Annotated in this window: 23 protein-coding genes and 1 pseudogene; 4 read left to right on the plus strand and 20 right to left on the minus strand. The window is 41.0% G+C overall.

Going from position 1 to position 26,245, the window contains the following annotated elements; translation table 11 throughout:
- Positions 1-69: 69 nt before the first annotated feature.
- A complete protein-coding gene (locus L3V41_RS05165) occupies positions 70-693 on the plus strand; it encodes a hypothetical protein (RefSeq protein ID WP_237114521.1) in 624 nt (207 codons plus the stop codon).
- Between the two features lie 15 nt (positions 694-708).
- Here the strand turns inward: L3V41_RS05165 and L3V41_RS05170 are convergent, their stop codons facing one another.
- The 7 genes from L3V41_RS05170 to L3V41_RS05200 all read right to left on the minus strand — a co-directional run bounded on the left by L3V41_RS05170 (position 709) and on the right by L3V41_RS05200 (position 10,359).
- A complete protein-coding gene (locus L3V41_RS05170; protein WP_237127254.1) occupies positions 709-2,457 on the minus strand; it encodes a response regulator in 1,749 nt (582 codons plus the stop codon).
- 94 nt (positions 2,458-2,551) lie between these two features.
- The gene (locus L3V41_RS05175; protein ID WP_237127255.1) at positions 2,552-4,888 is read right to left on the minus strand and encodes a fatty acid cis/trans isomerase; all 2,337 of its coding nucleotides are present in this window, start codon (positions 4,886-4,888) and stop codon (positions 2,552-2,554) included.
- On the minus strand, positions 4,885-5,265 hold the full coding sequence (locus L3V41_RS05180; protein ID WP_062568491.1) for a hypothetical protein: 381 nt from the start codon (positions 5,263-5,265) through the stop codon (positions 4,885-4,887). The genes L3V41_RS05175 and L3V41_RS05180 overlap by 4 nt, the downstream gene beginning before the upstream one ends.
- 137 nt (positions 5,266-5,402) lie before the next feature.
- Positions 5,403-6,068, minus strand: coding sequence for an SDR family oxidoreductase (locus L3V41_RS05185; protein WP_062568490.1), 666 nt, complete (start codon positions 6,066-6,068; stop codon positions 5,403-5,405).
- Positions 6,069-6,166: 98 nt separating this feature from the next.
- Positions 6,167-6,883, minus strand: coding sequence for a hypothetical protein (locus L3V41_RS05190; RefSeq protein WP_237127256.1), 717 nt, complete (start codon positions 6,881-6,883; stop codon positions 6,167-6,169).
- Positions 6,884-6,961: 78 nt separating this feature from the next.
- Positions 6,962-8,758, minus strand: a complete 1,797-nt coding sequence (locus L3V41_RS05195) for an alkaline phosphatase (protein ID WP_237127257.1) — start codon at positions 8,756-8,758, stop codon at positions 6,962-6,964.
- Positions 8,759-8,769: 11 nt separating this feature from the next.
- On the minus strand, positions 8,770-10,359 hold the full coding sequence (locus L3V41_RS05200; RefSeq protein WP_062568487.1) for an alkaline phosphatase: 1,590 nt from the start codon (positions 10,357-10,359) through the stop codon (positions 8,770-8,772).
- A gap of 631 nt (positions 10,360-10,990) precedes the next feature.
- Between L3V41_RS05200 and L3V41_RS05205 the strand changes: the two genes are divergently transcribed.
- Entirely contained in the window at positions 10,991-11,998 is a 1,008-nt protein-coding gene (locus L3V41_RS05205; protein ID WP_193987889.1) for a histidine kinase, read from the plus strand.
- 33 nt (positions 11,999-12,031) lie between these two features.
- Complete coding sequence (locus L3V41_RS05210) at positions 12,032-12,778, plus strand: LytTR family DNA-binding domain-containing protein (protein ID WP_193987890.1); 747 nt, start codon at positions 12,032-12,034, stop codon at positions 12,776-12,778.
- On the opposite strand, the gene L3V41_RS05215 is transcribed toward L3V41_RS05210, so the two are convergent.
- From L3V41_RS05215 to L3V41_RS05270, 12 genes are all read right to left on the minus strand, one after another.
- Positions 12,756-13,955, minus strand: coding sequence for an aromatic ring-hydroxylating dioxygenase subunit alpha (locus tag L3V41_RS05215; RefSeq protein WP_193987891.1), 1,200 nt, complete (start codon positions 13,953-13,955; stop codon positions 12,756-12,758). The two genes, L3V41_RS05210 and L3V41_RS05215, sit on opposite strands and share 23 nt — an antisense overlap.
- Positions 13,956-13,969: 14 nt before the next feature.
- Positions 13,970-15,229: a hypothetical protein gene (locus L3V41_RS05220; RefSeq protein WP_237127258.1), complete on the minus strand. Its 1,260-nt coding sequence runs from the start codon at positions 15,227-15,229 to the stop codon at positions 13,970-13,972.
- 11 nt (positions 15,230-15,240) lie between these two features.
- Positions 15,241-15,975 carry an outer membrane lipoprotein-sorting protein gene (locus L3V41_RS05225; RefSeq protein ID WP_193987893.1) on the minus strand — a complete coding sequence of 245 codons (735 nt, stop codon included), beginning with the start codon at positions 15,973-15,975 and terminating at the stop codon, positions 15,241-15,243.
- Positions 15,968-17,191: an FtsX-like permease family protein gene (locus tag L3V41_RS05230; protein WP_193987894.1), complete on the minus strand. Its 1,224-nt coding sequence runs from the start codon at positions 17,189-17,191 to the stop codon at positions 15,968-15,970. The genes L3V41_RS05225 and L3V41_RS05230 overlap by 8 nt, the downstream gene beginning before the upstream one ends.
- A complete protein-coding gene (locus L3V41_RS05235) occupies positions 17,191-17,874 on the minus strand; it encodes an ABC transporter ATP-binding protein (protein WP_228074345.1) in 684 nt (227 codons plus the stop codon). The genes L3V41_RS05230 and L3V41_RS05235 overlap by 1 nt, the downstream gene beginning before the upstream one ends.
- Positions 17,875-17,882: 8 nt before the next feature.
- A complete protein-coding gene (locus L3V41_RS05240; protein WP_193987895.1) occupies positions 17,883-18,311 on the minus strand; it encodes a DUF2141 domain-containing protein in 429 nt (142 codons plus the stop codon).
- Positions 18,311-19,414: an ABC transporter permease gene (locus L3V41_RS05245; protein WP_237114525.1), complete on the minus strand. Its 1,104-nt coding sequence runs from the start codon at positions 19,412-19,414 to the stop codon at positions 18,311-18,313. The genes L3V41_RS05240 and L3V41_RS05245 overlap by 1 nt, the downstream gene beginning before the upstream one ends.
- A 2-nt stretch (positions 19,415-19,416) precedes the next feature.
- Entirely contained in the window at positions 19,417-20,313 is an 897-nt protein-coding gene (locus tag L3V41_RS05250; RefSeq protein ID WP_237127259.1) for an ATP-binding cassette domain-containing protein, read from the minus strand.
- Positions 20,314-20,323: 10 nt separating this feature from the next.
- The gene (locus tag L3V41_RS05255; protein WP_237114527.1) at positions 20,324-21,652 is read right to left on the minus strand and encodes a hypothetical protein; all 1,329 of its coding nucleotides are present in this window, start codon (positions 21,650-21,652) and stop codon (positions 20,324-20,326) included.
- Entirely contained in the window at positions 21,649-22,476 is an 828-nt protein-coding gene (locus L3V41_RS05260) for a SagB/ThcOx family dehydrogenase (protein ID WP_237114528.1), read from the minus strand. The genes L3V41_RS05255 and L3V41_RS05260 overlap by 4 nt, the downstream gene beginning before the upstream one ends.
- A 10-nt stretch (positions 22,477-22,486) precedes the next feature.
- Positions 22,487-23,629 carry a YcaO-like family protein gene (locus L3V41_RS05265; RefSeq protein WP_237127260.1) on the minus strand — a complete coding sequence of 381 codons (1,143 nt, stop codon included), beginning with the start codon at positions 23,627-23,629 and terminating at the stop codon, positions 22,487-22,489.
- 187 nt (positions 23,630-23,816) lie between these two features.
- Complete coding sequence (locus L3V41_RS05270) at positions 23,817-24,776, minus strand: TOMM precursor leader peptide-binding protein (RefSeq protein WP_237127261.1); 960 nt, start codon at positions 24,774-24,776, stop codon at positions 23,817-23,819.
- 38 nt (positions 24,777-24,814) lie between these two features.
- Here L3V41_RS05270 and L3V41_RS05275 point away from each other — a divergent pair, with 38 nt between their 5' ends.
- On the plus strand, positions 24,815-24,958 hold the full coding sequence (locus L3V41_RS05275) for a hypothetical protein (protein ID WP_193987902.1): 144 nt from the start codon (positions 24,815-24,817) through the stop codon (positions 24,956-24,958).
- Positions 24,959-25,976: 1,018 nt separating this feature from the next.
- On the opposite strand, the pseudogene L3V41_RS05280 reads toward L3V41_RS05275, so the two are convergent.
- Positions 25,977-26,245 (minus strand): annotated as a pseudogene (locus tag L3V41_RS05280) (elongation factor Tu); the annotation flags it as partial.

Here is a 26,245-nt window from a genome sequence, read left to right on the forward strand (position 1 = left end):
AATCGTTTAAACCTTTTTTGAATACAGCTGCGACTAAGGTATAAAAGGTCATTTACAGGAAAAAAAACAATGAAAAAATTACTTTGTGTGGCTGCAATAGGCCTGATATTGGCAACCTCAGACTCTACAGCAAAAGATTCACGAGAGCTCAATCACACCTTTGCAATTAATGGCGCAAGCCAGCTTGAAATCGATTTTCCAGTTGGCAGCTTAGAAGTACAAAACTACGCAGGCAGCGAAGTGGTGGTCACAGTGCGTATTGAGCCAAAAAACGATACAGGTTGGTTTGGCTCTGAAATGGACTTATCAGATATTAAACTAAGTCATTCACAAAGCGCAGGCTCACTGAGCTTAAAGCTTGATAACGATGATATTCAACAAAATTGGTTAGTAAAAATGCCCAGCACTATGGCGATTGATGTAGAGCTAGGTGTGGGTGACATTGAAATAAATGATACAAGTAACTCTGTGGATATTGAGCTTGGAGTGGGAGCGGTGCGTATCGATAGTGCACTTGATGACTACAAACGTATTGAGCTGGAAACAGGTGTGGGTGATACAAAAATTCGTGGCATGCTAAATGAAGCAAAACAAAGCAGAAAAATTGTCAGTTCACACTCAAAGTATAGTGGTAATGGGCAATTTGAGATTGATGTTGAGGTGGGCGTCGGCGATATAAAAGTCAGTAATTAAAACCTTTAATGGCGCTTATTCTGGTCTATTTTCAGCAAACATAATCGTCAAGGCTTTTTCTACTGTATCGGCTGTTATTGGTTTATATAAGTGAAGGTTTGCACCTAACGCATAGATGCGTTGCAAATCTTCACTGGAGGTATTGGCTGTTACAGCCAAAATAGGCGTCAGTTGACATTGCTCATTTCTAATTATGTCGATTGCTTGAAAGCCATCCATCACAGGCATGTTGAGATCCATGAATATCACATCATATGGCTTAGTTTCGGTCATATCTGTCGCGATTAAACCGTTTGGCGCTATATCATAAGTATAATTAAATTGGCTCAGAATGCGGCCTAATATTGTCGCATTTAAAGTGTTATCTTCAACAATTAAACAATGCAAGCTACTAGGTAATAATGCCTTAGTTGCCTCTTTGGATGCTTGCTTAAAGGTTAGCTTTACTACCACTTTCACGCCATGGGGCTGGACATTAAAAAACTGAATATCCCCTTCAAGCGCTTTAATAATTTGTTTTACCCTAAGCAGTCCCGTTTTTAAACCTTGAAAATTCTGCTCTGCATCTTGCTCGTCATTTAAAAAATCACTGGATGAGTGGTCAAACCCTTTACCATTATCTTGCACCTCAAATACAAAACCTTTCTCACCTTGGCAACTGGCTGTAACCGCTATACGCCCTTGTGTTGGAGTGAACTTGACAGCATTGTTTACAAGCTCTGCAAATACTTGTTGGAGTCGCCCATGATCACTAATAACCTCTTTGTTTACTGATTCTGCAAAGTTAATCGTAAAAGTAATTTTTTTATCATTACACGCATATTCAAACGGAGTAACGGCCTGCTGAAGGCTAGTTAATAAATTGCCTTGTGCTAAATTCAGCTGCCACTCCCCTGTAGTAAGCTTCTGCAAATCAAGTAGCTCATCCAGCATTGAGACTAACCTATTTACGCAGTATAAAGCCTGCTTTTTTGTGAATTGCTGATTATCATTAATATCCAGCGCCCCTATTGACGCTGTCAATCCTTGCAATGGTGTTCTAAATTCATGACTGGCGCGAGCTATAAAACGCTCTTTATTATGGCTAACACGCTCTACCACTTCTTTTTGTTGCTGATATTGTTTTATTGTTTTTGCAATGAGCTTTTCCATTGGTTTGAAGATAAATATAAGCTCCACAATCAGCAATCCAATCGCAATAACCCAAAAAACAATCTCTAATATAGAAATGACTTTTACCTTGGTAACAGCGCTTTGCTCTAAGAGATAAACAGTTTTATCTAAGTCCATTAAAAGCTTTTCTAAATGTTCACTGCTAAATGGGGAGCGACCTTGAGTACCATAATTAGAGCGACTATTTAATAGCTGCTGCGCTTTACTAATGTATTGCTTAACGTGCAAGTCTAGCTGTGTTGGAGAAGAGAAATAGTGAGCCTTTAGCGCATCATTTAAATAAAGAAACTGTCCACTGCTATCTTTTTGAAGTAAAAACTGATGACCCGCCACGAATTGCTCTACAGCGTGCTGCAATAGCATGCGATGCTGCTGTGTTTGCCCTGATGGTTCGAAGATAAGCGCATTTCCATAAAGCGCTATTTTTTGTGACAACATGCGCTGTTTACCAGCGATGTTAATAACTTGCGCATCACCTTTTTGAATATAAAGTAAATACTGCATCAAAGACACAGATACCGAAATTAAAATGGCGATTGCCAACAATCCCCAGCGATATCGTTTCCTGATATCTACAACCAGATCTAACATATCCGACTCAAGTATTTTTTATATTCAGTGTAGTATAAAAAGATTTATAAAGCCTATAGCTGTAGGCTTTATAAATCAGACTACTTACTCGTTATTACCTATTCTCTAAGCGGTTGTAATCGAATAGGCCAAACTCAACACCACGGTATTCTTTCGCTGTTTGGTGCAAAATATCACTGTACTGCCAAAACTGCGGATGGGTTCGGCGAATTGCAAACTCACTTTTTAAATCTCGATATGCAGCTTCATCCGTTACTTTTGCAAGTCCAGATGCAAACGCAGCGACTTGCTGTTCATTGTGTAGATACCAAATAGCTTCAGGGTAATCACCAATAAAACCAGGCACAATAGTGACAGTGTCTTCTGCATAAGCACGTTGCCCTTCTTCATTCAACAAGCTCGAAATATTATAGTGAGCATTATGATGAATAAGTGTGTATGCCTTGTGTTTATCGCTGCCATTTTTTACTAACACAAACGATATTTGTGGCAATAGATTCACTGCCTTAACAGGTAAATGATTAATACTGGCTAACGGCTCTGGTACCTTTGTATAGTCAAATCGAGGGCTCAAAACAGACTGCAACTTTGCTTTTAACATAGTGAACAACTCAGCTTGCGGATCTGATGTTTTATAATCAATGCCTGTTGGTTGACTAAACGATAACTCATCTTCGAAGAAGTTAGTTAAGCTAGGTGGCGATTTACGATACCACTGCGCTTTAATTTCCTTACGTTTTGCCTCTGGTAGCAGTGCCAAATAATTAGCTTCACCTTCTAAACGTAAAAAGTCCATATATAAACGGGTAAGTAACTGATGGCCTATATTGCCATACACGTCGAAGCCTGCCACCAGCAAGTAGTGAATACGTTCAAACAACGCATAATCAAGCACCCACGCTGTTTTTGGCTGCTGGCCTATCCAACCTTTGACAACCGTTGCGCTATCAAAATGACGGAAAACTGTTAGCGCCGCATTTTGGTTATGCCCGTCACCTTGCCAAAGTAAGTCTGTTGTTAAATGTTGGCCATTTTCAAACATTTTATTGGCCAGCGCGACTTTTGCCGACAAATACTGGTTTTGACGTTTAGAGTATTTTACCCAACTGGAAATTGGTAAAGCATTACTCTCTTCTTCAGCTGGCAACGCAAGTGCATCTTCGTGCTGTAATAATAACTCACCCACTTTAGGTGTAGCTGCCATTTCAGGCTTTGCAAAGGCCACCCAAAATTGATCATTAATAACATTTAAGGCTATTTGACCACGGCATACAGGCCCTTTTATGAAGCCCATAATTATCAGCTCAGCTTCATCAAGCATAAATTGATAGCGTGAGTTAACAGGGATTGCAGCAAATGCTTTAAATGGGTTTGATGCAACCTCAGGTTTATAACTCGGTAGCTTATTTACCTGATACTCAGCCTCAATGAATTGCGAATGTAAGCGTTCAAGCTTCTCATCATTAAGTGCTAAAGGCAGGTGCGTTTTCGCTAAGATAGTTGAGCGATCATGCATTAAGCGATAGTAAACTCGTTCAACTTTAGGATCTTCATACGGGCGACGAGTACTTATTACTTTGATATCTTGCCCTGGCGGAGTTGATGAACGCACGAGTTTAAAATAACTATGCTTATCAGCATGCTCAGGGAAGTAAATATGAGCCAAATACCAATGTTCATAAATATAGCGCGCAGCTAGCTGAGCTTTTAGATCATCTTGATTAAAAAATGCTTCCCAACGCTTAACCTGCTCAAGAACATCGGGCTCTGGTGGCTCGATGTGAGCTAAATAGCCCCCCTTTCTTAACCATTTAGCAAGATGCTGAAACTCTTCAGTTGAAATCCCCGGTAAACCATAAGGCATACCACTGTGAGGGTTATTTTTAGCAAATGAATCGAATTCACCCATTGTGGTACAGGTTTGCTCGCGATCAAGGCTGAAATCAAATTCATCGCCTAAAATTGCTTGCGCAGGTAATGGGCTGCTTTGTTTAAGCACTAGGGCATTATAAAGCACACTGCCTGCAAGGTTGGCTTCTTCAGTTTGAATGCGCTCATTGAGCACCGGAGTAAAACCTTTTTCACGCCACTGAGCAGTATCAAGTGCGTCAAACAGTAGTCGGCTAGGCTCCTGAGCAAGTAAACGTGTCCCATCATAAACGCGCTCTTTACTAAGGCCACGATCAATTCCTTCTACTGATGATAGTTTTAACTGACACGGTGCATCATAACAGCCATGGCACACAACACATCGGCTATCAAGCACAGGTTTTACATCCGTTAAAAACTCTACACCTTCAGCTGAGGCTGCAGCGACTACTCGTTCTTGAGGCTGCTCTTTGCCAAAAAGTTCATCGTAATGCGCTGCACCTAAATAAGCACAACCGCTTAATAATATTAAACCAAACAGCGTGGTTAAGGCCTTTTTCATCCTTCTTCCTCACTATCTTCGATGTCATCACCCAAATCAAATGTTGGCATCATATCGACTTGTGGCGAAACAAAGCTATGCTCCCCTTCGGTGCTTAACATTGCACTTAGTAAGGGGCCTCGAACAAGGGTTAATTGGGCATCGTGTTCTGTATCAATAAGCGATTGGTAATCAACGCTAAGAACATCAACACGGTAATCTGTCAGTGTTATAGCTACGCTGCTATCTTGCGCAGGGTTTTGACAAAGCTGAGTCAGCAACTCTTCACTGAGCGTGACATGCAAAAGTAAATCTGGGGACTCAATGTCACGACGGTGAAGGTTCTCGTCAAAATAAAAAAGGGGAAGAGTTAAATCGCTATTCTGCTCTAATTCCATGTGCTGCTCTCTACATCGATATGGCTTTCAATTGTACGAGTATAGCAAACAATAAGTTCAAAAATTAGCGAAAGTTATCAGTAGTTAGTAGCAATTTAACCACTAACTACCCTATTTTTAAACAAGGTGAGCTTGCCTTACCAAGGTAAGGTTTCACCATTGGAATGCCAAAAGCCTCCGGTATTACTCAGGTTTAGTTCATCAATACGTTTTATTAAACGCTCTACTGCTGTGTCGGGGCTAATATCACCTGCAAAATTAACCATTTGCGTTTGCACAAACCCAGGATGAAATAATCCAACCGCAATTTTTTTATCTTTAAGCTCGTGCGCCAAACTTACCCCTGCGGCATTCAGTGCAGCCTTAGACATACGATAACCAATATAACCACCAGAACTATTGTCGGCAATTGACCCCATTCGTGATGTGATCATCGCAACCTTCGCATTAAGGCCCAAACTTTGTAGTAGTGCGTGAGTGACTCGAACAGGGGCGATAGCATTCACGTGAAGTTGTTTTTCAATTGCACTAAAGTCCATATCGTCTAAAGTTTCGTTATGAAAAACACCTGCGTTGTTAATCAAAATATCAATTTTGTCACCATGGAGGTGATTTGCTAACGTGGTAACATCATCGGCGTTGGCCACATCAATATCACTAATGATTTTGATATCTAATGCTTTAAGCTCTTCACTAGGGGAACGAACAACGGCGGTTACTCGATACCCTTTCGTCACGTATTGCTTGCAAAAATTAAGGCCAATACCTTTATTTGCACCTGTTACCACAACATGCTTTGTCATCACACACTCCTAAAATTATCTTGTATCCTATAACCTTGGGGTTAATAAGAAAAAACCAAGAGCTAAAGCCCATAAGCAATTATGGCCAATAACTCTTATTAATGATGATGTTTGTGTGAGCCTTGTAACTGGTTACCTTGAGCATCATAAAAACCACTAGCGCCATGTTCAACAAAGCCTTGGTTAATCATTTTTGCGAGGAATGGGTCGTTTTCATTGTCGCCAATGTCTGCGTAATCTGTGGTTTGATAGTTATCCCACTCTGCAAACTGTGCCTTCACCTTTTGTTGATTATGATTGCTGGCTGTTAAAACAATTTCACGACTATAGCGTGGTGATGAAATGCGAATTGATTTTAGTAATTTTTGATTCGCAAGCCAGCTTAGCTCTATCTTGCTCTCACCTTGCTGCTTTGTATAATACTCCACCAGCTCACAGCCTTCACCTGTACTTTTCTGGTGCGTCATTGAGGCTAAAAGCTTATCGCTGACTAACTGATACTTACTACTCCAATCTTGCTTGCCTTGCACTTCTGAGGGTTGATACTCAATACCGCGCTGAGCCTCTTGAAAGTAACGAATTGGTCTTATTTGTTGATTCCGTAACTCTTGCCATAATTCAATAAACTGTGGGTTTTGTTTAGCCACTTGATGCGGCGTACGCCAAAGAGTAAAAATGCTTTCTGTGTGCTGTTTATTAGTAATAGTATCTGTCGTCACTTTGTAGTTGGCTTGCGTAAAACCTGTGTTCATGTTGCATTGGCCAGCAACGGCGAGTGGACTCATTAATGTAGCAATTAAGATAGCTGCTTTCACGGTATTCTCTTTTTATCTGCGGTTTTCTATCAATAACTTACAGAGTAAGGGAGGCTCTAAGTGCCTCCCAAAAACTCATTACTGTGCTAATTTAGCATCGGCTTGTTTAACAAGGTCAGCGGCATAATCCATTACATGGAAAATAAGGCTTTGCTCATTAGTACCCGTTACTAAATGCGCGCCAGGGCCTACTGCATACACACCCACATCTTCTGCAGCATGTGTTTCGGAACCCAATGGTACAACAGCCTCTTGGTGGAAGCCTGGTGTTGTTGTGTCAACATCGGTAAGGTCAACGCGACCTGTCACCGGTGCAAAGTTATAACCTGCATCAGCATCGGTTTCATCACCTAGGTCACGGAAACCACCGCCATTGGTATAACCAACCGTTGTGTACGGCATATTATCGGCGGCAAGTGATGGTTCATCACTCCCCACTGGTACCACTTTACCTAGTATTGGGTTACCACGTTTTGGGTAGCCTGCAATGGTAAATACGTGGCTGTGGTCAGCTGTTACGATTATTAACGTGTCTTCAATACTGGTTTTATCAAGGGCAACTTGCACAGCTTTTGAAAGCTCAACTGTGTCGCTTAATGCATTGTATGCATTGCCCGCATGGTGAGCATGATCAATACGACCAGCTTCAACAGTTAAGAAGAAACCATTGTCGTTGTTATCGAGTACATCAATTGCTTTTGCGGTCATTTCAGAAAGTGACGGCTCACCAGCAACATCGTTCGCGCGGTCTGCTTCGTATTGCATATGTGATTCATTAAACAGACCAAATACGCGCTCTGTTGTATCTGCATTGATTGCATCAAAACCTGCTTGGTCCATCACGTACTGACCCGCTGGGTATTTCGCTTTCCATTCTGCAGTTAGGTCGCGACCATCGGTACGGTCGCCTTCCACAGAGCTCACAGCATCTGCTGAGTTAAATGCAGCGCCTTTAGGTAAGAAATGACGACGACCGCCGCCCATCACAACTTCTAAACCATCAACATTTAAGCCGGCATAGCGTGCTTCTAAGTTTGCCTCAAAATTAACTAACTGCGATGCAATATCTTCACAGCCAGCAGTAACTGCAGCTTCAGGCATATCTGATACGTCTTCCCAGTTACGATCTGCCGATTTTGCATACGTTGCAGCAGGCGTTGCGTGTGTAATACGCGCAGTCGATACAATCCCTGTCGACTTACCAGCAATCTCAGCCAGCTCCGTCGCCGTTACCAGCTCATTGCCCGCAACCGTTGCGCAGTTGCCACGTTCGATATCTTCATCAACGCCGATAACACCTGCATCGGTTTTTACACCTGATGCCATTGCCGTCATCGTGCCCGCTGAATCAGGTGTTTGCGCATCCACGTTATAGGTTTTAGCAAAACCAGAAAACGGTAAAGCTTCAAAGCTAAGTTGGTGCTCTTCACCTAGCTTACCTTCTAGCTGACCTGCCATAATACGTGCAGCAGTCACGGTCGAAATACCCATGCCATCACCTACAAACAGGATCACGTTTTTCGCTTTACCTGAGTCTTTCGCAACTGCAGCAATGTTTTCTTCGCTAGTAGCCACTTTGACTTGCGCTTCTTTAAACCAGTCATTATCCGTAAGCGGCGCTAGCTGTGCTGCTGTTAAGGTGGTTGCCGGTGCATTACATGACAAAGTTGTATCGGTAACTTCTGCTGAGTCTAATGTACCGTTATCATTGCTATCGGTGCCAGTTAGCGTTTCTGTACCACCGTTTACACACTGCTCTGACCCCACAGCGAGTGTGTTTTCAACCGTTAACGTTTTTGGTGAGTTGTCATCATCATCAGAACAACCCGTTAATGCCACTACTACAGCAAGAGAAATTAAATTTAGTTTTTTCATCGTCGTCGCCATTATTCTTCAATTAGTTCGAGAGCTTGATTAATGATGTGGAAAATTACATTCTGCTCCACAACCCCTTGCGCAAGTTGCGCACCTGGACCTTTCGCATGCAGTGAAATATCTTCACCAGCATGAGTCTCTGAACTTAACGGCACGATGGCTTCTTGGTGATAACCTGGTGCAGTCGTATCAACCCCCACTAAATCAGCGCGGCCTGCAAAAGCAGCGTCGTTATATGATGCATCTGCATCAGTTTCATCGCCTAAATCACGAAACCCTAAACCATTTGCATAACCAACGGTGGTATAAGGCATACCATCTGCAGCAAGACTTGGCTCTTCGCTACCCACTGCAACTACTTGACCTAGGATTGGATTACCACGCTTGGGATAGCCAGCAATCGTAAATACATGGCTGTGATCAGCAGTAACAAGGATTAATGTTTCTTCAGGGTTCGTGTTATCGACTGCTGATTGCACCGCTTTAGCAAATTCAATAGTATCGTTTAACGCGTTATAAGCGTTGCCTGCGTGATGGGCATGATCAATACGACCTGATTCAACAGTTAAAAAGAAGCCTTTTTCATTATTCTTCAATATATCGATTGCTTTAGTTGTCATTTGTGAAAGTGAAGGCTCACCTGCAACGTCATTATCACGATCTGCTTCATACTGCATATGTGATTCGTTAAACAATGCAAAAACTTTTTTCTCATCGCCAACCAGTGCATCGAAGCCAGCTTGGTCCATCACATACTTGCCATCAGGGTACATTGCTTGCCATTCAGCAGTTAAGTCACGCTCATCGGTACGGTCACCTTCAACACTGCTGACAGCATCAGCCGAATTAAATGACACATCTTTTGGTAAGAAGTGGCGACGACCGCCGCCCATTACCACATCAAGACCATCTACATCCGTACCAACGAAACGCGCTTCTAGATTTTTCTCAAAATTAACCAGTTGTGAGGCAATATCTTCACAACCAGCTTCTATTGCATCCGCTGGCATATCTGATACATCTTCCCAATTACGATCAGCCGATTTTGCATAGGTCGCTGCTGGTGTTGCGTGTGTGATACGTGCTGTTGATATTACCCCAGTTGCTAGGCCCTTAATTTCAGCCAGTTCAGTCGCCGTGATTAACTCATTGCCAGCAACTGTCGCACACTTGCCACGTTCAATATTTTCATTAACCCCAATTACGCCAACATCCGTTTTAACCCCTGAGATAATGGCCGTCATCGTCCCCGCTGAATCAGGGGTTTGCGCATCAACGTTATACGTTTTAATTTGCGCAGAATAAGGAAACTCCTCAAAGCTAAGTAGGCCTTCTTCACCCGTCTTACCTTCCATTTGCCCTGCCATGATGCGGGATGCAGTGAGCGTTGAGATACCCATACCGTCACCAACAAATAGAATGACATTCTTCGCTTTAAACGTTTGCTCAGCCTGAGCTGCCGCTTCTTTTTTTATTACTTTAGCTTCTGCGGCACTATACCAATCATTTTGTTTTTGACTATCTGGTAACACGCCCGCATTGGCGGTGGCTGAGAATGCCAACGTTAAGCCAATTGCAGTGGCAATTTTATTAATTTTCATCGTTACGTTCCGTTAGTACGTTATTTTTAAAGAGTTAGAGTGCTAACTAAACTGCACAAGAGTAATCAGCGCGGTTATGGTAAAAAGGTTTTGTTACTTAAAAAGTGACTTTTCATGACGAAATGATGAAACAAAAGAGGAAGCCTAGGGGTAAAGTGATCAGTTTTAAAAAATAAAAAGTGGTAACAACGATAAGGTATCAAACTGTCTTTGCACATACGTCAGGCAATAAGTCGTTTTATTATCGGCTTATTAGAGGAATGCCTCGAACGCCATATTAACTAATAAGCGGTTGCACAGAACCTGTTACTGGGTCCAATAATCATTGCCGCACAGAATGTCTTGTTAATATAGTGCTCTTCTGGTGAGCAATATCAGTAATCCTTATGTTTTCTTGCTCTATACCCACAAGCATAAAGGACACACATCATTCTATCCATAACGATAACTCTTATTTTTGTTAACTAATCGCGGTTTTGATTTATAAACAATAATAATGGGTAGTATACAGGTACAAATCGTTTTATACTGAATAAGTAATTGGCATGCATTTAAGTACTAAAACGTTCAAGTACATTATTTATCAGTATCACTGATGTATTAAAAACTTCGCAAAGAAGCTGGGTTTCATATGAGTTTGCAACTTACTTCTATTTTTAAAAACTACTATCTCAATACCTTTGCACTGTCATTTGTCATTGTGCTATTTTCTTCGCTATTTTTTATAAAATCAGGCATAACTATTCATGATTTCATCATAAACACTCTTACTTGGTTATTCTTAGTTTTCCTTATACCTCTTTGGACAAGCGTTTATTGCATCACGCACCTAAGAAAACAGACCAAAAGTTACGTTGCCATAGAAATCATTATTTTGTTAGTTTTACTTTTTCTTGGTTCAATCATGAAATCGGCCTTTGATCGCTATTATTTCGGCGCCCGAGATACTGACATTCATAGCCTACTTGCCATGAGTATTTGGTGGACCGCATTCTTTTACGGTACCGACAGATTTATCATACTTAGTAAAAATCTGGTTGCACTTAAGCTTCAAGAAACTATCGCCAAAATTGAAGCTCAACGTTATCAAATCAATCCACATATGTTGTTTAACAGCATTAACTCTATCTCCAGCCTCATTTACACTCAACCAGAGAAAGCAGATCAAATGCTCCACGATGTGGCTGACTTGCTCCGCTATACCTTGAGCATGTCCCGCAAAACACGTGTTCCGCTTTATGAAGAGCTTGGGATTCTAGAGAAGTTTATTGAACTTGAGTGTGTGCGTTTCGGCGATAGCCTTCAATACACTATTTTAGTCGACGAAGAATGTTTAAATATTCGTGTTCCACCTCTCATTCTACAACCCTTGGTTGAAAATGCCATCAAGCATAACGCTACTAAGTTACAGTTATATATTAACATTACTTGTTTTATAGACAATGGACGAGTAAATCTGATGGTATCAGACAACGGCAAAGGGTTTCAAAACGAGCGAAAAGAGAGAGTTGGCGGTATAGGGTTATCAAACATCCAAGCACAAATAGCACTGTTGCGTGAAGGGCGAGTAAATTTTGCTAATCACTCTGAAGTTTTAGGTAGTGGTGCCAACATCACAATATCGTTTGCTATTGCGTAAGTATATCAGAACTTATCAAATAGAGAGGTAGTTATGGAGCATGATCAAAAGCTGCGCGTGTACATCATTGATGATGAACTCCCTGCCATTAATAAACTTTCGATGCAACTTTCAAATATTGATTCCGTTGAGCTAATTGGCTCATCACAGTCACCAAGTAAAGGTGTAGGAGAGATCAAACAACTCAAGCCTGATCTTATTTTTCTCGACATCAATATGCCCGAACTTGATGGTTTCGACATCATTTCATTTATACCTGAAACCTGTTTATTTACTTTTGTAAGCGCCAGCCAAGAGTATGCAGCAGACGCATTTGATACTCCTGCTATCGACTATTTATTGAAACCAGTAAGTATTAAGCGTCTATTAAAGTGTCTAGACAAAGCATTGTTAGCATTGACTACTAGACACGCTAACCACCCAGATACCAGTAATAACTTAATGCAACATAGGAAACTTATCTCAAAACAAGGCGAACGCATGTTTTTCGTCAACATCGATGACATCTATTACATAAACTCATCACAAGGTTCGGTTATGGCACACACTCAAAGTAAAGCTTTTCCTATTGCCATGAGCATGGAAAAGCTAGCATTATCACTTCCTACCAAAGATTTCGTTCGCTTCCACCGTAGTTTTATTATTAATGTAAACTACATCAAAGAAGTACAACGCTGGTTTGGGGCAAAACTACTCGTTATCATGTCGGATAACGACAAAACAGAAATTACGAGTAGTCGCGATGGCGCTCGTATCCTCAAACGACAGTTTCATTTTTAAGAATAGGCATCTGCTGTTGATACCAGCGACAGAAACTTGCTGAATCTTCTTCCATCTGTGTATAAACTCCGGGCCGCGCTTCAAAGCTCTCTACCTGTTGTTGTACCAACTCACACAAAGCGGCATCTTGTTTAATCGTTGGCTCCCAGAGCCAACAAATCGCATTTTTGTTGATTAACTCTCGATTATTATTCAGCGCTTTCACCCACCATGTTACTTCTATATCAGTAGTTGTCGCAGAAGTGGGTATAAAACTGAAAAAAACACAGTAGTCAGAGTACAAACTAAAATGAACTAATGGTCCTAAGGAGCCATATAGAAAACCGCCGTCTGAGGTTTTCTGCTCTCCCATCAATGGAGCCTGAAGCTTGCCATCTTGCGTACCCGTTTCAACATCGCCGCACAATGGTACTGCATTGATGACAGCATATTCTTCAGTGCTACTATCAATGAACTGTGAAGGAGGAATGGGATGTCCAAGCGACTCAGCACGTTTAAAATACGCCTGTTGCAAAGAGATAAACTTTTGAATATTGTTCGACTCTAGCAACTCTACGTGTTTTTCTGCTTCCGACAATTGGGGATGGTTAGACGAACAATGAAAGCACTCTAAGAAATTCTCCACCGCTATTTTCCAATTTGCTTTACAAGTGATGATCTTATAATGAAGCTTTTCGGCTGATTCCATACCATAGAATTGCCAGTAGGGAGTGAGTGTATCAATCGCTTTATTATTTGATTTCTGTTTTTTCTTCAACCGAAGCAGAATCACTCCCGCCGTTTCTGTTGCTTCAAACCGAGGTAAAGCAGAGTTGTCTTCCAAGTTTTTGGCTTGTCCGCGAGTAGACTTCAGTGTCCCATTTTGCGTGAAACACCATCCGTGATAAGGGCATGTAAAGCACTCTGCCCGACCTGATGATTCACTTACAATCGTTGCACCTCGATGTATGCAACGATTCGATACGGCTTCAATTCGCCCCGTTTCTTGCAGAACAATTAGCACATCCGTTTTTAACAAGGTTACGCGTTTAAAGTCACCCACAGATGAAAATTCACTTCTATGCCCAACAAAAAACCATTGATTTGCAAGTATTCGTGTGCGCTCAGATGAAAATATACTGTCATCGAAATAATAAACAGGGGCTAGCGTATGTTGTAAGACGCGATGTGTCTGCATGATAGATCCTCTTATCACATAAAATACCGTAACGTAAGTTGTATAGAACTGTTAATAGGTATCAGGCCAAACTCATCCTTATCTTCACCCATATAGATTTGTATCGATGAGAATAGATTCAGTTTTCGGTTTAATTCTTTAGTGTAGGAAAACCCATAAAATCCACTTTTATCTTGCATAGAAATTCGAGTGAATAATGAAACACTACCATCTAAAAAGGGTCGCTGAAAATTGACAAAAGCATAGCGCTGTTGAGCCCCTGTAGAACGCAAAGATTGACTATCATAGAACAAATTCATTGCTGCAAGCTGTTGTAAGCTAGGGTCTGTATCATTTACCACCGTATTACCATGCAAATCAATAAGTGAAGTTAATTGAGACCATTTTTGCTCATCAAGGTTACGTTCATCAAAAGTAAATTCAAAAGTAAAATCCCCTATAGATGTGCTCAAAGAAGTACCGACTACGCCTCGCCAAAATGGAACATTTGCTTGCTTTAGGTTCGTTTGAAAAGGGTAGAAATCAGCAAACACCGGCATGTTAGCTTGTAACAACATATTCTGAGGCTGACGTGTCCCCTGACGATAAAATGCAGAAAAATATGATACCGTATGCTCGTTAAACGATGTAATAACACTCGTACCTATACCACTATTTTGACCTGATGGTTTTTGTATAACTAATGACCAGTCGAAGCTATCACTCATCCATTGTATACGCGAAGCCCATTGCTCAACGCCGCTATTAAAGCCATCATCACTTGACCAGTAGTCATTGCTATATACAAAACTAGTGCTCCAACCGTCGTTCAAATAAGTAGCTGCAACAAGTGGTAAACCGCCGAATAAGCTTTGCTGATCATTCAAGTCAAATAAGTTTTGCGTAGGTTGAAAAAAACCTAGCGGTTGAAAGGAGCTTCCCATATCCCAGCTAATTTGGGTTTTGCCCGCATTAAAAAGCCACTGTTCAAAAGCAAAAGTGCTTATAGAGAATTCTTGCACTTGCGCATCAAACCGGTTTGCCTCTTGCGCTTGGTCGTACTCAAAGCGCACTCGGTAATTAAATATATATTCTTCGGCTATCGCCATACTGTTCGAAGACACTAACGCAGTCTTATTAACAGGAGAGCGAATCGAAATTGCACCTGAAGGATCAAGTAATGTATCTTGCTGCTCAGTCCAAGTTACTGTATGAAGAAGCTCATTTGTCTGGCCAGATACTTGTACAGAAAGAGGCATAACCACATATAACAAAAATAGTCGCCTAAATATCATAACTTCGCGTCCTATCTGTTAGACATGAGCAAGTAAGCCTTAGTAAATGTCACTGAAGGAATTGAAACTAAAGAAAATGATGAAGCATTTATTTTAGTGACATTCTCGGGTTGACTTGGACTATATAGTAGCCATTCTTCAATTACTGGCGTATTGTCTTCAATTCGCACCGAAGTAAAGCGCATACTTTTCAATTGCTTGCCTGACGCTGCATACAATTCGGCGCTAATAGGAAGCCAGTTTTTGGCATCCACATCAAGTGTAATAGCAGCATAAGTAGATTGCGCATTTAAGCTTTTTAGCACCAGCTGACATATGCGATTCGTACACATTATTTCTTTGGTCTCGTAATCTTTCGAGAAACGCAGACGGGCAACATCACCAATACTTGCGTCTCCAAACAGCTTTTGAATAGATGGAATTTTTATTGCTCGCTTTGTTTTATTTGTAAAAAGCCATGTTTCATCTTGTGTTGTGAGTATGCGTTGTCCTTTTTGACGCTCATCAAGAAAGTATAAAATCGACTTATTCTCTCCATTGTCCACTAAGCGATATTTAAGGGTACTATTTTCCTTTTCATTTGACACTTCCATAACGGTTTCAAATGCAGAGTCTGCCGTTCTGCCTTTATCTATAAAGGTTAAAATAGCTTTTGCCTTTTCAAGGCTATCAGTGCTGTGCTCGGCTAATGCTAAAGGTGAAAAAACTAAACTGATACTAAGTGAAATAAAAATGTACTTAATCATTGATTGCCTCCAAAAGACTAATTTTTGAAATATGGCTTGTCGCAAACCAAGCAGCAATGACACAAAGTATTGCCACAGCTAGAAGTAATAAGACACTAGAATTCAGGTCGAACAGTACGAACAATTGATATCCCTCGGTTCTTCCTGGGGGGGGCGGCATGTCAATAGACAATGAATTTATACCTAATGACGAAAAGTAACTAACTAAAAGTCCAAGAACACCCGCACACACGCCTAATATTCCGGCCTCCAGTAAATAGCTTGCACGAATGCCATATTGAGGAAGTCCCATACTGGCCATAGTGGCAAGTTCGCGCTTACGCTCGAATAAGTTCATCAACATAGCGTTGCCCATGGTAAGCGTAACGACTAACCCCATAATTACACCAAACACAAGAAATTGACGAGTGTACAGTGCCACCATCTGACCATAGAAAGGAGCTAGTTGCTGCCATGCTCGTGTTGATAGTTCAGGCGATGTTTGAGATAGACTACCTTGAAGATTTTTAAGTTGAGATTCGTCATTCAGTAGTATAACTAAGCGAGATACTTTATCGGTAAGCAGTAGCTCTTGAGCCATTTGCAATGGTGCTTTTAGCTGCATCTTATCAACTTCAGGACTTCCTGTTTTACTGATACCCTGAATTGTAACGTCTATAGCATTAAGTCCGCCAAGGGCTGTAACGGCCATCAAAGTAACAGAATCACCAGGCACAACGCCAAGCAAACGTGCCAAGTCACTACCAATCACAATATGATAAATATCATCATTAGCTAAATATTCGAGGCCTCGTCCGTCTACAGTACTTATAAAAGATTGGGATAAGCGACGCTCTTTTTTCGAATTCACTGCATCCCCAACAAACACTAAACTTTTATCGCCGTGGCTAATAAGTCCATGAAAAGCGATACGAGGTGTAACAATATCTACCGCACTATTACCATCAAGCTGAGCCATTACTCGATTCACTTGGTCATCATTCATGCCATTTTCTAATGTCGACTCCTCAAAGCTATCAAAGTAGTCTGCCGTCGCTATCTGAAGATGCCCTACACCACCTCTAATAGTTCCTTCTTTCACAAGCAAATAAGTGGCATTGATATACGCAATACCAACAGAACAAGCCACTGTACCTATAATGATAATCAATAGTGTGAAATAAGATTTACGTGTATTTCGGATAAAGTTGCGCCATGCCAATGTTAACCAAATCATTACATAAGCACTCCATCGGTAAGAGAGAGGGTTCGATCAACCTTGCTCATTAATCGTGCATCATGTGACGAAACCAAGAACGTTGTGCCCTGCTCATGCGCCAATTTACGCATAAGTTGCACAATTTGACTGGCTGTTTCCGAATCAAGATTTGCGGTTGGTTCATCAGCCATCACCAATTTAGGGTTATGCACCAAGGCCCTGGCAATACCTACACGCTGTTGTTGCCCACCAGATAACTCGCTTGGGTAGTGATAAGCACGTTGTTCCAACCCGACTTTTGCCAGCATAGCTATTGCAGCCTCTCGCATTTTTGTCTTGCTAAGCGATAGCCCATAGAGCGACAACTCAACATTCTCTACCGCACTTAATACCGGCAAAAGATTAAAGTTTTGAAAAATAAACCCCATATAACGACGACGCATAGATTGCTTTTCGTTGCGAGACATACTGTGACACGCTTCACCAAATAGGTGAAGCTCTCCATCGGACGGTGCGTCAAGCAATCCTAATACATTGAGTAACGTACTTTTACCACTGCCAGATGGGCCTGTAACGGCAACTAACTCTCCGCTGAAAAGAGATAAACAGGCTCTTTTCAGCGCAGTTACTGTGAATTCGCCCTTTTTATAGTATTTTGTTACCTGTGAACAGGTTGCTATTTCTTCGCGCTGATTAGTCATGACTTCCCTTAAAACACACTGATATAGAGTCTTACTTCGCTGTTAGCGGTAACAGAAAACTTCGTAGCCTCAAAACTTGGAGGCCCATTAGTTGCAGGTACATTGTTACTTACACCGGTAGGCTCTTTAGGAATACCGAACATGTTGGTATCAAGCTTTTCGTTATTATTAACATCGTAAAACAAGCTCACTGCATATTCACCTTCGTCCACTTGGCTAAATGTCAGCACATGCACATTAGCCGTTACACGGCGAACTATTTCAAAATGGCATCGGCCCTTAAAAAACCTGTCACGAGTGCATAAGCTTGCATATAGCTTTCCCTTATTAGCTTGAAGGTTATTAACAGTCACTTCAATATTACCAGCCTCTGCAGAACCACTAAACGCCACTAACACTAAGCCTATCAAGGAAAGTTCTGTATTCAATTTCCCCATTATGACGTCCTCCACTGGAATAATTTTGATGAAACACCAAGTGTCAGCGCAGCCACCAAAAGAAGCGTAACTGACGGAATCATAAGTTCAGAAAGCACAAATTCGGCTTGTGTCACCCCTCGCATTGCGTTAACGAACAGGTATACTGGTGACCATTCAGCGATACTTCGAATAACCTCTGGCATTGACGCTACAGGAATAAAAAGATCTGAGAGAAAAATGATTGGTAAGTTGATGATGTTTATGATGGCGATGGCGGTAGCCCCTTTCTTAACCATACTGACTAACAACAAGCCCACTCCAAGAAACGCTACTATACCCAAGAATAAAAGCCACGCGAAACTAGCAACATGTAAAGCTGATACACTCACATTTGTGCCAAGTACCCAATTGGAGATATAAAAGAATAAGACACAAAAAAAGGAAAGTACTAACGTTCTAGAAAGCACAAACCCCGCTATAAAATGATGCTTTTTCATGGGAAAGACCTGAAACATCTTTAGTGCACCATTTTGTCTCATCTCCACCAAAACAGAGGTGAAGCCAAACATAGCCGTCGATACCACTGTCAGTGCCGTAAGTCCACTTACTAAGAATGCATTGTATCCTTGTCCACTCGATTGCTCGAAGTTACTTTGCGAATAATCTAAATAAAACTGTTGCGGTGAACCTGTTGTTGCGCGGTTATATACTTCAGTAGCTTCAGAGATTATTGCTAGCAACCCACCTATATCTGGATCAAGCGCACCTTTGACTATTACTTTCACTGCTGATGGCATTGACTGCTCACCGAAACCTTTAGGCAAATGTAGGCGGATTACACTAGGTGTTATGGGTTTGTCTAATTTGACATAGACCGTGGCTAATGACATTCTTGGCACCATATCAATTTTGTCATGTATAGTGTTTAGATAGCGCTCTGAATATATATTTTTCGCCTCATCAATGACTTCGATCTTTGCTTTAACGGTATTAGAGCCACCAAAAACCAAACTCAAAATCACAAGTAACGCAACAGGATATGCAAAAGTCCAAAAAATAGCAGTCCAATTTCTGAGAAAAGCTTTGATCTCAATCATTGCTAACGTTGTTATTATTGGCATGGCTACTCTCCTTTTCGAGTGTGTTGTTTTTGTGATACAAGATTTAGAAAGTCGTCATAACAGGTCTTACTAAATGAGAAATTCTCAAGATGGTAACGCTGAATGAGCGCAAGTAGTGATCCACGAATAGTTTCCTTGCCATAAATCAGCAACTCTCCCTGCGATGAAGCATCTATGCGCTGTATACCTTTATAATTTTGCAGTTCATCAATAATAAGGCTTTGCACCTTTGAACAAGGAAATGTAAAGCTGGCCTTGAATTCTCCTAAGTGCTTATTCAGCATTAGAGCAGCAGGTGTAAAGTCGACAACCTTCCCATCTGCTATCCACAGAATATGTGACGCCTGCTCTAGTTCTGTTGAAGTGTGTGATGCCATCAACAGTGTATTGCCTTCTCTTTGACGATATTCGTTAATAAGGTTGATAAACAAATCACTGTACTTTCGGTCTAAACCAGTGCCTGGCTCATCTAGAACTAACGTAGAAGGCTGATGTGCCATTGCAACATATAAATCGACACGTTGCTTCTGACCACGAGATAACTTCCCATAGCGCTTATCTACAAGTTCACTCAAATTAAACGCTGTTTTTAACGCGCTATTTGCAACGCGATATACACATTTATGCATCGCAACTACATCACTCACCAATATCTCTGGGTTATATGTTACATTTTGTAGCTGTACGCCGAGATCTTGCTTGTCAATTTGTATAAGCACTTCTCCATGATGCGTTTTACGCAACCCCAATACCGTCTCTAAAAACGTTGTTTTACCCGCACCATTACCCCCGACTATGACAATTTGACTTCCCTTATACATATCTAATTTAGGAATATCGAGCAACGTACCTTGACTATATAAAACCTGCAACTCAACAATAGAAACAACAGCTTTCATAGAAACACTCCTAAATATACTTTCTCACGAAACGCTGTATATACTGGCCAAATTCAGCGTCTTCTTGTGCTTTTATAAAAAACGTTTTAGCTAGTTCACGATCACCGCCTTGTGAAGTAGGTGTATCATGTAGACTTTTCGCTTTCATCAGCGCAAGCTCACCATTGTGGGGAAACTGTGTTAACCCCTCATCAAAGCAGTAATTAATATGCGTAACCAGTTCCTGAATTTCGATGTAAGACGACACAGAGCGCATTTGGATACATGCGACCATAATATTCACTGAGTACACGGTAGCACTTGGCGCTGAATGCTGCTCACAGTAGCGTTGTGCCAACGCAATAAACTGAGCTTCGCGCTGAGCGGTGTGATCATTGAAATAATTAATGCTGGCAAATAAGCCACGCAGTAATGCGGCAAACGCTCGAAGCTCCAAAACGTCTACATGGGTTTGTAACGTAGCTAATGGTGACGAGATATTATCTAAATTGCCGCTAAAATAAGCTTCATTTAGCTCATTAATAGAACGCTCAAAACCATTGTTTTGTAATCCCTTTTCTTTGCTACGCAACGCATCTAAATTGACATTAAAGTACTGTTCAATTGTATTTCTCACACTTTGCCCTGCAGTTAAGTAAGAAAATTGACGACAGTACTCATAGACACTTGCCACACTACTATGTGCCACGAGCCAATGAATAAATGCAGCCCCATCTTTATACATCGCCTCAGCAACTGCTCTGTCTTGCACTACAGACTCGATGTGCTGTAATGCTAGCAATGATTCCACATCCACTAGCTTTGGTGTAGGTAGCGATACCGTATTATCCTGTGTGCTCTCCATGTAGTATGCTAGAGCCTCATCAATACCATGGTGACCTGTTAATACTGCAGCATGTGTGAGCTCATGAATAACGACTTTTTCAGAGTAGCAATATTTATGCGCTGCAAGTACACCGACACCTGAAGAAAGCTGCTGAAAATAAGGAGGAAGCGATGCATCATCTAGCATATTGATCAATATAAGGGGTGACGCACAACCAAATTGCGACACAACTTTTTCCCTCATTCTGACTATCATTTCTACAATAGAAATACTGACATCCTCAACTTGACCTGTGAAAAACAATCCGCCTCTTTCTACGAAAGACCGTTCACCATTTGCGATGCTTACTAACAATGCAGCCATTTCGCCAGGCCCCGCTACTGCCGTGAGCAAACGTGCAAGTTCATCACAAATAACTAAATGTCGGTCTGCAGCTGCTTTACAAAACGTTGTGAAGATGTCATTGATGGTATTTTTGTGTATGTTGTTTACTGTGGTTGTCGGATTGATCATTGTTTATCTCCCAACCACATGAAATTAGTCACTATCTCTTCAACACCGTCTACGCCAAGAATGTCATGAATTTCGTTGTCGTAATAACTACCCCAGTATAAGTTGCCAACATTTTCAGCAGTAGCAGCCAGTGATAAGTGCTGCCCAACGATACCTGATTCAATCATTGAAAAACGATAACCAAGTGACTCGTACTTAACCGTAATTCTTGGCAGTACAGCTGTAATAACCACAGCGAAACTTGCCGTATCAATACACATACTGTCGTGATCACCCACCATATAACGTAGTTTTTCCTTTTTTGGTAAAGGATTAATCAAAGCTAATTCTTGCGTATCAAAATCAAAGTGATATACACCCTGCGGTACGTCTTCACTGTTAATCGATAGAATATAAACTTCTACAGGATACAAACCACCTGGAGAAGGATATGAACGCATAGCCATTGGCACTTCTTCAAACTCTGTCGAGTAACCACGACGTGTTACACGTAGTGAGTTCAAAATATTTATAAGTGACTGAGCACCTATATCTTTGCCGGAAAAAGCACGGCACGATGCTCTGTTATCAAACACGTCATCAAGTGCCATATTTAGGCGTTTAGGTATAGGTAGCGTGACGACTGGACATGTCTGATACAATTTTTTATTACGGCTCGCTTCAAGCACACAGCGTGGATCGTAAAGGTAAGCACCTATTCTTATATCTCGTTTAAGCGCAGTGGTGTACATTACCTTTGATGATTCATGAAACAGCTCAAGCAAATCAGTATCCGCTGCACTCAAGCCTATATTGGTCATATATTGTTGATAGTCCGTGTTCATCGTTGTTCTCCTATGGGAAGGCATGTAAGGTTTGATTAAACTTCATAGGCGCCTCGTAACCCATGTTTTCTGTGAACTTGTTCAATCTGCGTGGATCTAGATGTTGATTTCCATAGCCGCAATAAAGTGGCTGAAGACCTGGGACCACAACCTTCACAACTTTGAAACCCAACGAATCAATATCATCAGTGGTCAAATCGGTCACGAATACTTGATAGCCATGTGTGGCAAGCATATTAACTAGCGTATTTAACTCTGTTTTATCGCCAAAGGCTGAAGCGGTAAAATCTTCTGGCGCAACGCTAAATATCGTAGGTGGTTTCAAATTCATCATAAAGTCTAGCTCTTCATGACGAGATGAATCTAAATAATATGCAACGTGATCAGCAAAAGAACGTATATCCTCTGGTTTAGTGATAGGTTCTTGCCAACGGTTGATATCAAGCACCCAGTTAAAAGTATGAAATGACTCAACAACAGCTTTCTCAAGCGCGATACCCGCTTTTGTATGACAGCACGTGCCTGTAGAAAATCCCAATTTTTTTCCTGACTTCAATACAGACATCACAGTTGGCACGTTGAACTCAGTAGTAATATTGCTAATGCTGTAGTCAATATTCGATACCGACATCGCTTTTTGAAGCTTTTCAGGTAAGTTGTCCCAAATCAGCTCCTTAGCAATCCTCGGTGCCGAAATACCATTTAGAAAATAACAAGAGAAAGCGTCACGCTCCAGCACCTCACGAATACCTGAACAAATTGCAGACTCTATTGATGGGCCAGCAGCCAAGCCTGTGCTATATCCATTATCTATATTCTCGTGTTGAAAACGTGAGACATAGTTAAGGTAGACAAAACGTGCCGGTAAATAAGATTCGACATTCTTTGTAAGATTGAATCCTTTCACCCAACCAAACGGCTTCGTTTCGTCAAACCGTGCGAAAGGAAAGTCGGCTTGCTCATATTGCCAATCCGCGAATAGAATCATGTCTTGGGGATCAAGAACATTACCGCTTAGTTCATGCAGTGATGCATATACCAGATTGCTCGTATCGACAACACTGCTTGCATAACGCTCTATAGCTTCACCAATCGTCGACCATAATGCAGACTCGCGATCTAAACCGGCTCCCGAGGCTTGCCGTTCATCCATACTTTTCAAGTTTAAATGACGTGTATATTCCGACACCTTTATAGAATCTTGATATTCGGCTACCGCTACAAAAATATTGGGTTCGGTTGCTTGAATTTGCACTTCACTCACATATGTCAGAAGCCCGAAATGTGGCGCAACTAGACGCGCTAATATATCAGTTAATTGTTCCATGATGACAATCCACTTAGCTGTTTAAGTCACGGATGGCGCGAATAGGATCAGAAGCTTTTTTCCGACCGCACACATCACAGCGAGGTACTTTCAAAACCTCACCGATATGCTTCTCGCCTTTAACAACATCCCAAGTTTCAACTTCATTGGGCTTAATTAGATGGAACATACCCGTGGTAACAATATAGAGGTATCTACCAATTACGAAACCTGCAAGCTGGGATATTACCTTATCCAGTTTTAATTCATGTGCTCGTTGTATCTGGCTGTTTAATGATGCATCCACCTCTATGAGGAAATTTGTGGCGGCACGACGGCGAACCGTTAAACATTCATAACATGCAGACTCATTAGGAATATATAGTGGCCCAATTGATAGCATCTCATCGCTCCATTGCACCGTTAGCATGGGAACCCCACCTTTTACAGCCTTTCTGTTTTGTTCTCGAAGGTATTGTTGATCACCAGGTGTTGAACACACCACTCGCAATGAGCGTAATTCAGAAGGCTGGTTGTATGCATTTAAAAATTTCCTAACGTCCTGAGCAACGTCCTCAGTTAGATGTTTCAAATCCCCCTTTCCAGAAACCTCAATATGATTGAAATAGGGAAACGGTAAACCTGAACGAAGTGCTTTGCTTGAGTTAATATTAAAATCCAGCACGCTTTTGAAGATACTTGGTAATGAAGTATCGTTATTGTTTGAAGTCTCCAAAATAATCGAGTATTCATTCAACGTGCTTAACGCTATATCCAATACTTCAGGGTCAATATTATTTTTCAGTGCCCATTGCACAGTGTTATTGTACGTATGAGGCTTACTCAAACGCTGTAAAATTTTTTCGACCTCGTAAGATGACTCATCAATGGTTAGGTTCTGCCCATCTGGTACACGAATTTGGAGGCGTTTATCATCGCACTGTAACCAAGAAACAGCTGAGTGAACGTATAGTAAGCTTTCTACCTGTCTCATACCCTTGCCTTTTTTATTATTGGAAAAGGAAGTCTTCATTGCGAAGACTTCGCCTTGAGTACTACTGGGGGTTAGCTGATGCGCAACAGCAACAGCATGTGCTTGATGTTGATGAACAGCGTCCAGCTTTAATCGCTAAGCCAAAGGAACTCACTCCACGAGACCGATCATTAGAAACATAGAATGAGAGCTTTTTAGAAGTTTTTACATTTTTCATTTTTATTTCCTGTTATTAACGTAAATTTTGTCAGTCAGTTATTTGCCGACGATACTAAACTAAAGAAAAATTATTATGAAAAACTCAAACTTCACATTAACCGACACAAAAACAACTTAAATCGACAAAATAAGTATGTGAGAAGAAAAATCATATAAATATACGTACAACTGAAGATACAGCTTTTCATACATAGCAAGGGGGCGTGTAAGTTGAATCAACTTATAGTTATAAAAGTTAATTTATAGGTAAATAGAAATAGTAATGAAAATGTATCTATCAAAAACTCACTTAAAGTAGTGAGCATACAGTTTTCATTAATTTTAGAAAGTTTTGAAGTTATTTGTTTAAGTTAAGACATTTTTGTTTGGATAAATTAATAACATATTGATATCAAGATTGTTTACCTCCTCTTTTAGGAACAAGCATACCTTGCCCAAACACACCAACCTGTATAAAGATTAAGTCAACTTAATTCACACTAGATAACATATTTTTCACCCGTTTAGCACGGAAAGAAAGTCATTCTCATGTTTGAGAATTCATCGACTAAGCTCATATATTTAAGTAGATTGGTATCACTTTATTCGCTGCCCTCGTAGCTATTCACAATTTTGCTACCTGAGCATCATAGTTATTTAAGTTGTAAAACCATATATAAGCTTAGTTAAGCACTAGTCTTAAAGCAGTCAAAGAGATCCCTAGTGAAGATGCGATGAGAGGCTCAACATTAAAATAGGCTTAAGCACTACAAAAATTAAAGATGTGATAGTAAACGATAGTTGCAACAGCATAAATTGTACGGCCTACGGCTCATCGCTGAGCTCTTTGACTTCACGGATAGCGAAGCGTAAATCTTCGTCCATTGAGAATGTGAAGGCGGAAGATTAGCCTTTCATCAGCGAATACCTTTTCCACAGCCATAAAAAAACCCGAGACTAAGCTCGGGTTTTTCTTAATGCTTAATGCATCACTATAGTTGATTACTCAACGATAGTAGCTACAACACCAGCACCAACTGTACGGCCACCTTCACGGATAGCGAAGCGTAAACCTTCGTCCATCGCGATTGGAGCGATTAGTTCTACAGTCATCTTGATGTTGTCACCAGGCATTACCATTTCTACGCCGTCTGGTAACTGTACGTCACCTGTTACGTCAGTTGTACGGAAGTAGAACTGTGGACGGTAACCTTTGAAGAATGGCGTGTGACGACCACCTTCATCTTTAGAAAGTACGTATACTTCTGAAG

Origin of the sequence: Pseudoalteromonas sp. L21, from assembly GCF_021728035.1 — a bacterium.
Classification (GTDB): Bacteria; Pseudomonadota; Gammaproteobacteria; order Enterobacterales; family Alteromonadaceae; genus Pseudoalteromonas; species Pseudoalteromonas arabiensis.